Annotated in this window: 12 protein-coding genes; 7 read left to right on the top strand and 5 right to left on the bottom strand. The window is 70.1% G+C overall.

The genetic code is table 11. From position 1 onward, the window contains the following. Window positions 1–210 precede the first annotated feature (210 nt). The gene (locus N1F89_RS19015; RefSeq protein WP_290086008.1) at window positions 211–804 is read left to right on the top strand and encodes a hypothetical protein; all 594 of its coding nucleotides are present in this window, start codon (window positions 211–213) and stop codon (window positions 802–804) included. Between the two features lie 27 nt (window positions 805–831). On the opposite strand, the gene N1F89_RS19010 is transcribed toward N1F89_RS19015, so the two are convergent. From N1F89_RS19010 to N1F89_RS18995, 4 genes are read right to left on the bottom strand one after another with little or no spacing between them, the layout of a single operon-like run. Continuing rightward, window positions 832–1470: an isochorismatase family protein gene (locus tag N1F89_RS19010; protein WP_290086006.1), complete on the bottom strand. Its 639-nt coding sequence runs from the start codon at window positions 1468–1470 to the stop codon at window positions 832–834. Further along, window positions 1467–2204, bottom strand: a complete 738-nt coding sequence (locus N1F89_RS19005; RefSeq protein ID WP_290086005.1) for a Sua5/YciO/YrdC/YwlC family protein — start codon at window positions 2202–2204, stop codon at window positions 1467–1469. The genes N1F89_RS19010 and N1F89_RS19005 overlap by 4 nt, the downstream gene beginning before the upstream one ends. Before the next feature lies 1 nt (window position 2205). Next, complete coding sequence (locus N1F89_RS19000; RefSeq protein ID WP_290086004.1) at window positions 2206–4104, bottom strand: hydantoinase B/oxoprolinase family protein; 1899 nt, start codon at window positions 4102–4104, stop codon at window positions 2206–2208. Window positions 4105–4129: 25 nt separating this feature from the next. Continuing rightward, window positions 4130–6334 (bottom strand): hydantoinase/oxoprolinase family protein, encoded by a 2205-nt coding sequence (locus tag N1F89_RS18995; RefSeq protein ID WP_290086003.1) that lies wholly within the window; start codon window positions 6332–6334, stop codon window positions 4130–4132. 252 nt (window positions 6335–6586) lie between these two features. Here N1F89_RS18995 and N1F89_RS18990 point away from each other — a divergent pair, with 252 nt between their 5' ends. The 6 genes from N1F89_RS18990 to N1F89_RS18965 all read left to right on the top strand — a co-directional run bounded on the left by N1F89_RS18990 (window position 6587) and on the right by N1F89_RS18965 (window position 12947). Further along, complete coding sequence (locus N1F89_RS18990) at window positions 6587–7702, top strand: sugar ABC transporter substrate-binding protein (RefSeq protein WP_290086002.1); 1116 nt, start codon at window positions 6587–6589, stop codon at window positions 7700–7702. A 24-nt stretch (window positions 7703–7726) separates the two neighbouring features. Further along, the gene (locus N1F89_RS18985; RefSeq protein WP_290086001.1) at window positions 7727–9298 is read left to right on the top strand and encodes a sugar ABC transporter ATP-binding protein; all 1572 of its coding nucleotides are present in this window, start codon (window positions 7727–7729) and stop codon (window positions 9296–9298) included. A 20-nt stretch (window positions 9299–9318) separates the two neighbouring features. Further along, window positions 9319–10410 carry an ABC transporter permease gene (locus N1F89_RS18980; RefSeq protein WP_290086000.1) on the top strand — a complete coding sequence of 364 codons (1092 nt, stop codon included), beginning with the start codon at window positions 9319–9321 and terminating at the stop codon, window positions 10408–10410. 22 nt (window positions 10411–10432) lie between these two features. Continuing rightward, window positions 10433–10753 carry a hypothetical protein gene (locus N1F89_RS18975; RefSeq protein WP_290085998.1) on the top strand — a complete coding sequence of 107 codons (321 nt, stop codon included), beginning with the start codon at window positions 10433–10435 and terminating at the stop codon, window positions 10751–10753. Between the two features lie 95 nt (window positions 10754–10848). After that, on the top strand, window positions 10849–11679 hold the full coding sequence (locus N1F89_RS18970; RefSeq protein ID WP_290085997.1) for an alpha/beta hydrolase: 831 nt from the start codon (window positions 10849–10851) through the stop codon (window positions 11677–11679). After that, complete coding sequence (locus N1F89_RS18965; protein WP_290085996.1) at window positions 11676–12947, top strand: CaiB/BaiF CoA-transferase family protein; 1272 nt, start codon at window positions 11676–11678, stop codon at window positions 12945–12947. Before N1F89_RS18970 ends, N1F89_RS18965 begins: the two co-directional genes overlap by 4 nt. A gap of 213 nt (window positions 12948–13160) precedes the next feature. Here the strand turns inward: N1F89_RS18965 and N1F89_RS18960 are convergent. Next, a partial coding sequence (locus N1F89_RS18960) for an exodeoxyribonuclease VII large subunit (protein ID WP_290085995.1) occupies window positions 13161–13624 on the bottom strand: 464 nt, incomplete at its 5' end.

Here is a 13624-nt window from a genome sequence, read left to right as displayed (position 1 = left end):
CATCAGACTGCGCAGAAAACGCGCTGCCAGAAACAACCAATACCTCGCTCACATCCTCCAGCCCTTGCCGCGTTAACCCGGATTCACTGCCGTGGCGATGACGGCGACCGGTTACCCTTTGTCAACCATAAGCGGTAAAATTGTCCGCATGTTTCGAGTGCCCGCGCCGACCGTCCGCCGGTCCGCCGCGGTGCGACAGTGGAGACGCCGATGCAGTCCTCCGAAGCCACCGACGTCGAGCGGCTCGGCGCCGAGCTGGCACGCCGCGACGAGACGGTCGCGGCGCTGGAACGCATGGTCGAGCGCCAGATGGCGATGCTCGACCGCTACGAGGCCGTCGCGCGCAAGGCGGCGCCCGAGACTTCGCAGGGCGAGCGGCGCGGCGCGCTCGGGGCCGAGGCGGTGGAGCGGGTGCTGGAACTGCTCGACCGCGCCATCGTGCGCGCCGAGCAGCTCACCCGCGACAAGGCGGCGCTGCAGGGCAGCCTCGACCGCACGCTGACGCTGCTGGAGGAATCGCTGCGCAACCAGGAGGCGCTGACGCGCGCCCGGCCGGCGGCGCAGCCGGCCGCCGGCGAGGCGACGGTGCCGGCGGACGTCGCGGCCACGCTCGCCAAGTACGACACCATGCTGGAGCGCTCGCTCGACGCGCTGGAGCGCGCCTACCGCGCCAGCAGCGACTCCAAGAAGGAGATCGAGGAGCGCGACCGGCTGCTGGCGCGCACCCTCGACGCGCTGGAGAACGCCGTCGGCGCCGCGCCGGAACCGGCCGGCCGCCGCTCCTTCCTCCGCCTGTTCGGATAGCACGGCCGGCGCGCCGCGCCGGCGGCCTCAGCGGTCGTTGCGGCGGCGCACCTGCTCGAGATAGTCGAGCGATTCGTCCAGCGCGAGCACGTCGCAGTAACGCCGGCCGACGTCGCGCAGGTTGTCGCGGTGCGGGCCCTCGTCCATGTCGCCGACGCAGGGCTCCGGCACCATCACCCGGTAACCGTAGGAGAAGGCGTCGATGACGCTGGCGCGGATGCAGCCCGACGTCGTGCAGCCGACGACGAACACCGTGTCGACCCGCTCCTTGGCGAAGTAGGAGACGATCGCGGTCTGGAAGAAGACCGACGGTCCGGTCTTGCAGAACACGGCGTCGTAGCCGGCATCGTGGATGCGCGGGTCGAGCTCGGTGCCCGGCTTGCCGTGGTGGAAGTCGTTCACCACCGTGGGGATCTTCCAGTAGGGTGCGTCGCGCGCGCTCGAATAGGCGGTGTAGACGTTGGCGACCGGCGCGCCGGCCGCCCGCGCCGCCTTGAGCAGCTTGACCGTCTGGTCGACGGCGCCGTGGATCATCGGGCTGCGGCCCAGCGGGAACTGCGGATCGGTGAAGGCGGTCTGGAAATCGACCACCACGACTCCGGGCTTGTCGCCGAAGCCGATGCGCTGGCCGGCCTGGTAGCCGGCGGCCTGATAGGCATCACTCATCGGGCTGTCCTTTCGGTCATGGTGAGCGCGACGCCGAAGCGCCGCGAGAAGGCGTCCGCCAGCCGGTCGAAGCACACGCCGACGCGGATCACGGTGAAGTCGCGGAAATCGATGATCGTGCTCGAGCGGCCCGCCTCGTTGGCGTATTTCGAGCGGCCGTGGTCGAGGTGGATGTCGGCGGCCCGGCGCACCTCGTCCTCGATGTCGGCGAAGCGGTACTTCGAGCCGGCGAGCGAGGTGTTGGCCGACGAGCCGAACACCGGCATGGCGCGCTCGCGCGACTGGCGCGCCACCGCGTCGTGCGCCTGGCCGGCGTTGAGCAGCATGTCGAGCGTGCCGGCCTTGGTCGAGGAGGCGAGCACGAAGGGATCGACGCCGGCGATGAGCGGGTGGTCAGCCCTAAACGGCGCGACGACGGAGAACGGCAGCCCCTCCTCCTGCACGATCGTGCGCACCATGGCGTGGCGGTCGTCGTCCATCACGTGCAGCTCGCGCGACAGCCGCCAGTCGCCGAACAGGCCGGACGGCTTGTCGTAGGAGCGCCGCTTGGCCGCGAAGATGCGCCGGATGCCCGCCTCGCGCGCGGCCACCACCGCATAGGCCACGTCGAGCGGCAGGATCGCGACGCCGCCCCCGGCCAGCCGGTCGAGCACGCGCGCCACGTCGGCCGAGAGCCGATCCGGATCGACCGGATCGGCCGTCGTCGGCTCGCTCCCCGAAGTCTCTTCGGCCACGCTATTCCGCCGCGACCGCGGCGTCGCGGCGCATCCACTTCTGGAAGACCGGCGCCGACGGCGGGTCGAGATGGGTCTCGGCCTTGCAGCGCGCCTTGAGCTCCTCGACCGTGCCGCCGCGGTCGAACATGCCGATCTCGCCGCGCTCGCCGGCCATGCGCTCACGCAGCCGCTTGGTCTCGCCCTCGTCGACCGTCAGGTCGTCGCGCAGCACGACGCCGTAGCGGAAGGCGCCCTCGCGGCTGACCAGCCCGCGCTTGGCGTCCTGCGCCACCTTCCAGGCGTCGCGCTTGAGCGGATCGCCCCAGCCGCCGCCGCCCCAGGTGTTGAAGTAGAGCGTGTCGCCGGGCTCGACCTTCACCTTGTCGCACTTCGACGGCAGATGCTCCTTGCTGCCGTCCTTGCGCACCATCAGCTTGGTCGAGCGGCCGCCCGGCTGGCCGCCATTGACGCCCCAGGGATAGGTCAGCCAGCGGTCGTCGTGGATCGAGATCTCGCCCGGCTCGAGGAACTGGTAGCCGAGCGACACGCCGTTGCCGCCGCGGTGCAGGCCGGCGCCGCCGGAATCGGGGATCGTCTCGTAGGTGACGATGCGCAGCGGGAAATAGGCCTCCAGGAACTCGTTCGGCACGTTCATGAAGGCCGGCCACAGCGAGTGGCCGTCCGGCCCGTCGCCGACCGGCCGGCCGGGAATGCCGCCGAAGCCGATCTGGTAGAGCTGGTACCACTCGCCGTCCTTGTTGTAGCCCGAATACATGAAGTGCGGGCTGTCGGAGAAGCCGGCGGCGTTGAGCGCGTCGGGCGCGCCCTGGCCGAGCAGGCCGCCCATGATGTCGAAGATGCGGCCGAGCATGTGCGTGCGGCAACTGAGCGCGGCCGGCCGCACCGGCTTGAGGATCGTGCCCTTGGGGATGCGCACCTCGACCAGCGGATAGAAGCCGTCGTTGAACAGGATCTGCGGGTCGAACAGGTTGATGGTGAAGGCGCCGAGAAACATCTTGAACATCTCCTCGTTGAGGAGAAAGTTCACCGAGCTCACCGACTGCGGGTCGGTGCCCTCGAAGTCGAAGATGGCGACGTCGCCCTCGCGCCACAGGCTGCAGGCCACCTTGTAGGGGCCCATGCCGATGCCGTCGTCGTCGATGTAGTCCTCGAAGTAGAACTTGTTCTGCGATTCGGGGATCACCATGTGGATGATCGCCTTCATCGCCTGGTAGTTGCGGTCGAGCATGTCCTCCATCGCCGAGTAGAACATGTCGTCGCCGAAACGGTCGCAGATCTCGTGCACGCGCCGCTCGGCCAGCCGCAGGGCGGCGACGATGGCGTTGAAGTCCGACCGGTTCCACTCCTCCGTGCGCGTGTTGCGCAGGCACAGGTTGAGCACCTCCTGGTTGACCTCGCCGCGCCGGTAGATCTTGACCGGCGGGATCTGGATGCCCTCCTCGTAGATCATGTGCGCGTCGGTCGGCAGGCTGCCGGGCACGCGGCCGCCGACGTCGGTCAGATGGCCGAACATCGCGCCCCAGGCGACCAGCCGGCCGTCGCGGAAGATCGGCTTCATGGTCAGCCAGTCGTTCAGGTGGCTGACCGCGCCGTTGCACGAATACGGGTCGTTGGTCAGGAAGATGTCGCCTTCCTCGATGTCGCCGTCATAGCCTTCGGTGAAGCCCCAGATGAAGGAGCCGAACTGGCCGACCACCATCTTGCCCGCCGAGTTGGCGATCATCGGGAAGGCGTCGTGCTGCTCGCGGATGCCCGGCGACATGGCGGTGCGGAACAGCACCGCGTCCATCTCCGTGCGCGCGTTGCGCAGCGCGTTCTCGATCAGGTCGAGCGTGATCGGCTCGACCTCGACGCGCTCGAAGGGCTTCGGGTTGGTCTGGATGATCTTTGCCGGCATGGTCTCGTTCCCCTTGTTCGCGTGCTCAGTTGACCGGGCGGATCAGCAGGCTGCCGACCCGGTCGACCTCGGCATAGTGGTCCGGCAGGATGAGCGTGGTGGCGTCCATCTCGGTGACGATGGCCGGGCCCGGCACGCGGTCGCCGGCCATCAGCCGGTCGCGCGCGTAGATCTTGGCCTGGCGGTCCTGGCCGTCGACATACACCGTCGTCTCTGCCGTCACCGCGCGCGCCGGATCGCCGGTGCCGCTTTCCATCTCGCGGGCGGAGACCATCGTCTCGCGGCCCTGCACCACGGCGCGCAGATTGACCAGCTCGTGCGGCTGGTCGAGGTTGAAGGTGAACATCTGCTCGTGCAGCGCGTCGAAGCGCCGGCCGACGCCCTCGAGACCCTCCTGGCGGAACTCCTCGGGCGACATGGTCACGCTGAGCGCGGTGCCCTGGCCCGAATAGCGCAGGTCGATCTCGTACTCGACCGTCTGGTCGCCGCGCCCCAGCCCCTCGCGCTCGAGACTCTGGGCGGCCTGTCCGGCGAGCTCGTCGAGGGCGGCGGCGATCTCGCCGTTGCTGGTCGCCTCGAAGCGCACGACCAGCGTGCGCGAGGCCTCGTCGCGCAGCTTGGTCGTCGCGTCGCCCGAGGCGCACAGCACGCCCGGACCGGGCGGCACGATGACCGGCCACGAGCCCATCAGCCGCGCCAGCGCGTTGGCGTGCAGCGGCCCGGCGCCGCCGAAGGCGATGAGCGCGAAGTTGCGCGGGTCGTAGCCCTGCTCGACCGAGACCAGGCGCAGCGCGCCGAACATGTTCTCGTTGACGATGTTGTAGATGCCCTCGGCGGCGCGCTTGAGCGGCAGGCCGAGCGCGTCGGCCACCTTCTGCACGGCCTTGGCGGCGAGCGAGTCGTCCATCGCCATGTCGCCGCCGAGCCGCGCGGCACCCGGCAGGTAGCCGAGCACGATGTTGGCGTCGGTCACCGTCGGCTCCTCGCCGCCGCGCATGTAGGCGGCCGGTCCCGGATCGGCGCCGGCCGACTGCGGCCCCACGCGCAGCGCCTTGGTGAGCTCCGGCACATAGGCGATCGAGCCGCCGCCGGCGCCGACCGTGCGCACGTCGATCGACGGCGCGCGCACCGTCACGTCGGCGACGCGCGTCTCGCGGCGCTTCTGCGCCACGCCGCTCTCGATCAGCGCGACGTCGGTCGAGGTGCCGCCCATGTCGAAGGTCAGCAGGTTCTCGTAGCCCGACTGCTTGGCGATCCAGATGGCGCCCGACACGCCGCCGGCCGGACCCGACATCAGCAGGTTGACCGGCGCGGACTTGGCCGCCTGCGAGGACGACAGGCCGCCGTCGGAGCGCAGGATCTGCAGGTGCACGCCGCTCATCCGGCGGTCGAGCTCGGCCTGCAGGTTCTCCACGTAGTTGGACACGACCGGCCGGATGTAGGAGTTGACCACCGTCGTCTCGGTGCGCTCGTACTCGTACATCTCCGGCATCACCTCCGAGGAGATCGACACGGGGACGCCGGGCAGCACATCGGCGGCGATGTCGCGGATCTTCCGCTCGTGCGCGCCGTTGGCGTAGGAGTTGAACAGGCTGACGGTGAGCGCCTCGATGCCGCCCTCCTTGAGCGCCTTCAGGTCCTCGCGCATGCGCCGCTCGTCGAGCGGCTCGACCACCGTGCCGTCGGCGCCGATGCGCTCATGCGCCTCGACCGTCAGCTCGAGCGGCGCCAGCGGGTCGGTCTTGTTGTAGATCACCCAGCCGCCGAGGCCGCCGGGAACGTAGGAGCGGGCGATCTGCAGCACCTGGCGGTAGCCGCGCGTCGTCACCAGGCCGACCAGCGCGCCGGAGCCTGTCAGCACCGTGTTGGTGGCGACGGTGGTGCCGTGCATGACGTGGTTGATCTCGGCCGGATCGACACCGGCCTCGCGGCAGATCTTCTCGATGCCGTTGAGCACGCCGATCGAGGAGTCCTTCGGCGTCGACGACACCTTGGCGACATAGGTCTTGCCGGAGCGCTCGTCGATCAGCATCAGGTCGGTGAAGGTGCCGCCGACATCGATGCCGAGGCGGTAGCCCTGGCCGCTGCGCCTGGCCGGGCGCGAGGCGACGGCCTCGACCCCCTCGGGCATCTGGCCGGAGCCCACGAACTGCTCCATGCGGCGCAGGCGGGCCTCCAGCTCGGCGATGCGGGCCTCGTATCTGCGAACCGGATCGTCGGAAGTGGTCATGGATATCTCGTCCCCTCTCAGACGTTATCTTTGATCGGCCGCACCGTCGGGCGGGCGGCGGCGCATGGCGCGCCGAAGGCGGCAGGCAGCGAGCCAGGCCGCATCAAAGCGCAAGATGTCATCGACGTCTCCTCCGCATTCGAGACCCTGCTTCCCGAATAGCATCTGAAAGCGCGCCGTTTGTCCAGACCAATTGTTTGCCGAGAAACGCTGTGCTAACGTTGCCGGACGAGGGGAACAAGGAGACAGGCGATGGACTTCAAACAGGGAAGTGTGACTTCGGCTGCGGCCATACTGGCCGCCTCGTTCGCGTTCGCGGGCTCCGCCGGCGCGCAGGAGGCCAACCTCGACAAGGCGCGCGCGCTGCTCGACGAGGCGCGCCAACTGCCGAAATTCGAAGCCCCCGGCGAGGCGTTCGACGCCAAGGCCTGCATGGCCGACAAGAAGGTCTACGTCATCCCGCTGACCACGGAGAACCCGTTCAACGTCGAGATCGGCAACGCGCAGAAGCAGGCGGCCGAGGCGGTCGGCTTCGACATCACCGTCTCCGACAACCAGCTCAACATCGACCAGTGGGTGCAGGCCATCCAGACCGCGATCGCCGACGGCTACGACGTCATCGACATCCAGGGCGGCGTGCCGCCGGAGGCGATCGGCCCGCAGCTCGCCGAGGCGCGCGATGCCGGCGTGAAGATCGTCGCGACGCATCTCTACGACGTCACGCAGGAGCCGAGCGAGCTGATCGACGGCAACTTCGCGATGAACTATTCGCGCGCCGGCGAGCTGATGGCGGCCTGGGCGATGGACAAGACCGACGGCAACGTCAACGCCGTCATCATCGGCTCCGACGAGATCATCCCGACCGGCCCCTTCGTCGCGGCGATCCAGGAGTATCTCGACACCAACTGCCCCGACTGCAAGCACAAATACGTCAATGTGCCGGTCGTCGAGTGGGGCAGCCAGATCCAGCCGGAGGTGCAGTCGGCGCTGGTCGCCGATCCGGACATCAACTACATCCTGCCGATCTACGATTCCATGTCGGCCTTCATCGTTCCGGCGCTGACGCTGTCGAACCGCGAGGACGTGCGCATCGCCACCTACAACGGCACGCCGTTCGTGCTCGACCTGCTGCGCGACGGCGACCTGGTGGAGATGAACGTCGGCGAGAGCCTGGCCTGGGTCGGCTGGGCCGGCATCGACGGCACCATGCGCCTGCTGTGCGACGAGGGCGAGGTCACCGAGCTCAACACGCCGCTCTACATCTTCGACGATTCCAACGTCGAGACGGCGGGCGTGCCGGCGGGCTACGACCAGGGCTACGGCGACGGCCACGTCAACGGCTTCCGCAAGCTGTGGGGCCTCGACTGAGGCCGCCACACCGGAGCCGGTGCCATGTCGCAGCATTCTGATGAGGTGCCGGCGCTCGAGATCCGCGATCTCAGCAAGCGGTTCGGAGGCGCCGTCGCTCTCGACGGCGTCTCGCTCACCGTCCGGCAGGGCGAGGTGCACGGCCTGCTGGGCCAGAACGGCTCCGGCAAGTCGACGCTGATCAAGATCCTGTCGGGCTTCCACGAACCGGCGCCGGGCGGCCGGCTGCGGCTTTACGGCCGCGACGTGCCGCTGCCGCTGGCGCCCGGCCAGTTCCGCTCGCTGGGGCTGGCCTTCGTGCACCAGCATCTCGGCCTGGTGCCGTCGCTCTCGGTGACCGAGAACATCTGTCTCAGCGACTTCGCCACCGGCCGCAACTGGCACATCGACTGGCAGCGCGAGACGGAGCGCATCCGTAACCTGTTCGCCGACTACGACCTGGCGATCGAGCCGACCGCGCGGATCGCCGAGCTGCCGCAGGTCGACCGCTGCCTGGTCGCCATCGTGCGGGCGCTCGAGGAGGTGCGCTCGGCGCAGGAAAGCCATGGCGGCCACGGCATCCTGGTGCTCGACGAGCCGACCCCCTTCCTGCCGCGCGCCGGCGTCGAGCGGCTGTTCGGCCTGGTGCGCCAGGTGGTCGCGAACGGCGCCTCCGTCGTCTTCGTCAGCCACGACGTCGACGAGATCCTCGACATCACCGACCGCGCCACCGTGCTGCGCGACGGCCGCGTCGCCGGCACCGTCGTCACGCACGAGGCGCGGCCGCAGGACTTCATCGAGATGATCGTCGGCCAGCGCGTCGAGCACTTCCACGCCGACCATCGCGACGGCCCGCAGGGCGAGCCCGCCGTCGTCGTGGAGGGGCTGACGGGAGCGGTCTGCCGCGACCTGACGCTGCGCCTCGGCGAGGGCGAGGTGCTCGGCCTGACCGGGCTGATCGGCTCGGGCTTCGACGAGGTGCCGGCGCTGATCTACGGCGCCGCGCACGCCAATGCCGGCAGCCTGACGATCGGCGGCCGGCGCAGCGACCTGGCGCGCATGACGCCGGAGGACGCGGTGCGGCGCGGCATCGCCTATCTGCCGGCCGACCGGCTGGGCGCCTCGGGCGCCGGCTCGCTGCCGGTCGCCGACAATCTGACGCTGCCCTCGCTCGACCGCTTCATGGCCGCGCTCGGCCTGCGCCGCTCGGGCATGCGCGAGTGGTCGGCCACGGTCGGCCGGCAGCACCAGGTCAAGCCGAACGATCCGGCGATGTATCTGCAGAACCTGAGCGGCGGCAACCAGCAGAAGGTGCTGCTCGCCAAGTGGCTGGAGATCGGCCCGCGCCTGCTGCTGCTCGACGAGCCGACGCAGGGCGTCGACGTGGGCGCGCGCCAGCAGGTGTTCGCCGCCATCGACCGCGCCGCCAAGGACGGCACCGTGGTGATCTGCGCCAGCACCGATGCCGAGCAGCTCGCCCAGATCTGCGACCGCGTGCTGGTCATGGCGCACGGCCGGGTGGCGGCCGAGCTGACCGGCACCGACGTGACCAAGGAGACCATCACCTACCATTGCTACAGCGGTCTCGCGCTCAACCAGACCGCGCTGATCGACTGAGCCCGGGGACGAACGCCGCCATGGACGCCAGGAACGACGACCCGATCGCCGCCTACGAGGACCGCCTCGCCGCGCTCGAGCGCAAGGTGCGCATGCTGCAGGAGACGCGGCCGGCGCCGAAGGCGGCGCCCGGCGTGTCGAAGCAGTTCGTCGAGCGCTACGCGATCATCGGCATCTGGATCCTGCTGATCGTCGCCTTCGCGCTGGTCGACAACCTGGTCTACGGCTCGTCGCGCTTCTTCAGCGTCGGCAACTTCGCCACCATGTTCTCCACCCAGGGCGTGCTGGTGATCCTCACCCTTGGCCTGCTGCTGCCGCTGACGGCCGGCGACTTCGACCTGTCGATCGCCGCCACCATGACGCTCGCCTCGCTGGTGCTCGCCATCCTGGTCGGCGCCATGGGCACGCCGACCCTGATCGCCGTGGTGATCGCGCTCGCCGTGGGTGCGGCGATCGGCGCGCTCAACGCCTTCTTCGTGCTGTATTTCCGCATCCATTCGCTGATCGTCACGCTCGGCATGGCGACCTTCGTCATCGGCATCGGCAAGTGGATCAGCGGCTCGCGCACGATCTCGATCTTCGGCGCCAACCCGACGCTGATCGAATGGGTCAACCAGACCCGGCTGTTCAACGTGTCGATGTCGTTCTGGTACGCGCTGATCCTGTGCGTGGCGATCTGGTACTATCTCGAATACACCACGCCCGGCCGGCGGCTGCTGTTCGTCGGCCGCGCCCGCGAGGTGGCGCGGCTGGCCGGCATCCGCGTCAACGCGGTGCGCGCCTACGCGCTGATCGGCTCGGGCCTGATCGCCGCGCTGGCCGGCGTGCTGGCGGTCGGCGTCAACGGCTCGGCCGATCCGAGCTCGCGGCTCGGCCTGCTGCTGCCGGCCTTCGCCGCCGCCTTCCTCGGCGCCACCAGCATCGTGCCCGGCCGCTTCAACCCGTGGGGCTCCTTCATCGGCGTCTTCCTGCTGGCGACCGGCATCTCGGGGCTGCAGATCTTCGGCATCCCCAACTTCGTGCAGGACCTGTTCTACGGCGGCGGGCTGATTCTCGCCGTGGCGGCCTCGCAGCTCGTGCGGCGGCGCCAGCCGATGGAATTCGGAAGCTGAGCGATGCGGGACGCGGCAGACCATGAGCGAAGGCGGCGGAACCGACGGCTGGCACATCATCGTCGTCAGCGTGCCGCTGCGCGAGGACCCGCAGCGCGGCCTGCGGGCGCTGCGCGCGCTGCAGGCCTGGCTCTCCGCGCATCACCGGCCGGTGGCGCTGTTCGGCGCCGACGGCCGGCCGCGCAGCGCGGTGGTGTCGCTCGCCTTCCCGGTGGCGCGGGCCGACCGCACGCTCGCCTTCAAGGCGCTGTGCGCCCGGCTCGGCATCACGGCCGGCCTGGTCCAGTGGCGGGTGGCGCAGCCGCCGCCGCGCAGCGCCGCACCCACCCGCCTGACGGGATGATCCCGCACTCCGCCTGAACGACGCGGCGCGCCCCGCCTTGCGCGCCAGACAGCGGCGGCGCGCCCGGCGCGCCTCGCACAACCATGGAGGAACCATTGCCGGTCGCCACGATCAACGGTCACCAGATGTACTACGAGGTCCATGGCAGCGGCCCGCCGGCGCTGTGCATGGGCGGGTGGGGCACGTTCTGCCACGGCGAGGAGCGCCACCTGGCGCGCGGCCTCACCGACCGCTACCAGGTGGCGATCTTCGACCACCGCGGCATCGGCGATTCCGACGACGAGGCGAGCGTCGAACCGACCACCAGGCTCTACGCCGAGGACGCGGCCGGCCTGCTCGACCATCTCGGCTGGCGCGACGTGCACCTGATCGGCCTGGTCGGCATCGGCGCCTGCATCGCCCAGGAGATCGCCATCGCCAGGCCGGACCTGGTGCGCAGCATGGTCAACATGGGCTGCTGGGCAAAGCCCGACGCGATCTTCACCCATCAGATGGAGATGCTGCGCGACGTGCATCGCGAGATGGGCTGGGCCGCGTTCCAGAAGCTGGTGTGCCTGTGGTCGTTCGAGGAGACCTTCTATCTCGAGAACCACCACCGCATCCTCGGGCCGCAAGGCCCGTGGCGCGAGCTCAACGGCCGGCTCGCCGCGCATGAGCGGCTGATGCAGGCCTGCCTGTCGCACGACGTGACGGGCCGGCTCGATCGCATCGCCGCGCCGTCGCTGATCGTGCACTGCCCGCTCGACATGGTGACGGGTCCGCGGCTGACGAAGCCCATCGAAGACGGCATTCCCGGCGCCCGCGGTGCGGTGCTGGAAGGGGCGGCCCACGTGGTCGCCGGCAAGGAGATGCGGGGACGGTTTTCCGAGCTTCTGCTCGGCTTCCTCGCCGAGATCGACAGCGTTCAGGAGGTCAGTGCGCAATGACGAGTGAAACGACGGGCCAGGCGGCGAATCCGGAGACGGGCGGGGCGACGCCGCAGAGCGGCACGCGCAAGGGGCCGCTGACGGGCGTGCGCGCCATCGAGGTCGGCCAGCTTCTCGCCGGTCCGTTCGTCGGCAGCCGGCTCGCCGATTTCGGCGCCGAGGTCATCAAGGTGGAGCCGCCGGTCAAGGGCGACCCGATGCGCCAGTGGGGCCATCACCGCTACAACGGGCACGGCCTGTGGTGGCCGACGCTGGCGCGCAACAAGAAGTCGGTGACCGCCGACCTGCGCAACCCGCGCGGCCGCGAGCTGGTGCGCCGGCTGGCCGCCGACGCCGACGCGCTGATCGAGAACTTCAAGCCCGGCACGCTGGAGAAGTGGGAGCTGGGGCCGGAGGCGCTGCACGCGGTCAACCCGCGGCTCGTCATCGTGCGCGTGTCGGGCTTCGGCCAGACCGGCCCGAGCGCCGGCCGGCCGGGCTTCGCCAGCGTCGGCGAGGCGATGGGCGGCATTCGCTACATCAACGGCTTTCCCGACCAGCCGCCGCCGCGCTTCGGCATCTCGCTCGGCGACACGCTGACGGCGATGTTCGCCTTCGAGGGGCTGATGATGGCGCTCTACTGGCGCGACGCCGGCGGCGGCGGCAAGGGCCAGGTGGTCGACGCGGCGATCGTGGAAAGCTGCTTCTCGATGCTGGAAAGCACGCTGCCCGAATACGACAAGTGCGGCGTGGTGCGCCAGCCCTCCGGCACCGGCCTGCCCAACGTGGCGCCGTCCAACATCTACCAGACCTCCGACGGCGCCTGGATGGTGATCGCGGCCAACATCGACCCGATGTTCCGCCGGCTCTGCAAGGCGATGGGCCAGCCCGAGCTCGCCGACGACCCGCGCTTCGTCTCGCACATCGCGCGCGGCGAGAACATGGCCACCCTCGACGGCATGATCGGCGAGTGGACGCGGACCATGACGAAGGACGAGCTGACCGTCGTCCTCGAAGAGCACGGCGTGGTGTGCGGACCGATCTACTCGATCGCCGACATCGCCGCCGATCCGCACTTCCAGGCGCGCGACATGATCGTACGCCGCCAGGACGAGCGCTTCGGCGACATCGCGGTGCCCGGCGTGGCGCCCAAGCTGTCGGAGACGCCCGGCGACGTCGCCTGGCTCGGCGCCGAGCAGCCGGGCAAGGACAACGACGAGATCTATGGCGAGGTCCTCGGCATCGGCGCCGACGAGCTGGCCGACCTGCGCGACCAGGGGATCATCTAGCGCGTTTCCAGACGACGTGGACCCCGGTTCGCCGTCCGCAAACGCGTCGAGACGACACGCTGAAGCCGATCTGCGATTGCATGAAGCGCAGACCGGCTTTGGCGCCCTTCCGAGCGACGTGCGGTGGCCCGACGACGGCCGGACCGAGGTCCGGCCGTCCGCGGTGTGCGGAAACCGCCGTGGAAGAGGTCCCGGCCTCGCCCGTCAGGCCGGTCAGAACAGCGAGCCCTGGTCCTTCTTCGGCGCCGGGGCGGCGGGCTTGCGCGCCGGCCGCGTCGTGCCGCCGCGGTCGGCGGCGACCGCCTGCACGACGGCGTCGGCGAACTCGATCGACAGCGCCATGCCCGGCGTGACCGCCGCGGCCTGCTTAACCGGCCGGTCCGCGCCGTCGCGCACCAGCGCGAAGCCGCGCGCCAGCACCGCCTTGTAGGACAGCGATTCGACGAGCCGCACCGCCTGGTCGCGGCGCGTGCGGGCGCGCTCGACCAGGGTGAGGAAGGCGCGCCCGCCGCGCATGTCGAGCGCGGCGAGCGCCTGGCCGCCGCGCTCGGTGCGGCGCAGGATGGCCGCCGGCGTCACCCGTGCGGCGTCGCGCTCGAGCCGCGTGCGGCGCTCGCGCAGCAGGCCGCGATAGACCGACGGCAGCCGCTCGCCGCACTGGCCGGCGCGGCGCCGCG

The organism is Aquibium sp. A9E412 (genome assembly GCF_030398335.1).
Classification (GTDB): Bacteria; Pseudomonadota; Alphaproteobacteria; order Rhizobiales; family Rhizobiaceae; genus A9E412.
This window is presented reverse-complemented; position numbering and strand designations above follow the sequence as displayed.

Coding starts and splice junctions, on each gene's coding strand:
- N1F89_RS18975 (WP_290085998.1), top strand. CDS start 10,433: ATGAGCGAAGGCGGCGGAACCGACGGCTGGCACATCATCGTCGTCAGC.
- N1F89_RS18965 (WP_290085996.1), top strand. CDS start 11,676: ATGACGAGTGAAACGACGGGCCAGGCGGCGAATCCGGAGACGGGCGGG.
- N1F89_RS19015 (WP_290086008.1), top strand. CDS start 211: ATGCAGTCCTCCGAAGCCACCGACGTCGAGCGGCTCGGCGCCGAGCTG.
- N1F89_RS18985 (WP_290086001.1), top strand. CDS start 7,727: ATGTCGCAGCATTCTGATGAGGTGCCGGCGCTCGAGATCCGCGATCTC.
- N1F89_RS19000 (WP_290086004.1), bottom strand. CDS start 4,104: ATGCCGGCAAAGATCATCCAGACCAACCCGAAGCCCTTCGAGCGCGTC.
- N1F89_RS18980 (WP_290086000.1), top strand. CDS start 9,319: ATGGACGCCAGGAACGACGACCCGATCGCCGCCTACGAGGACCGCCTC.
- N1F89_RS19010 (WP_290086006.1), bottom strand. CDS start 1,470: ATGAGTGATGCCTATCAGGCCGCCGGCTACCAGGCCGGCCAGCGCATC.
- N1F89_RS18995 (WP_290086003.1), bottom strand. CDS start 6,334: ATGACCACTTCCGACGATCCGGTTCGCAGATACGAGGCCCGCATCGCC.
- N1F89_RS18990 (WP_290086002.1), top strand. CDS start 6,587: ATGGACTTCAAACAGGGAAGTGTGACTTCGGCTGCGGCCATACTGGCC.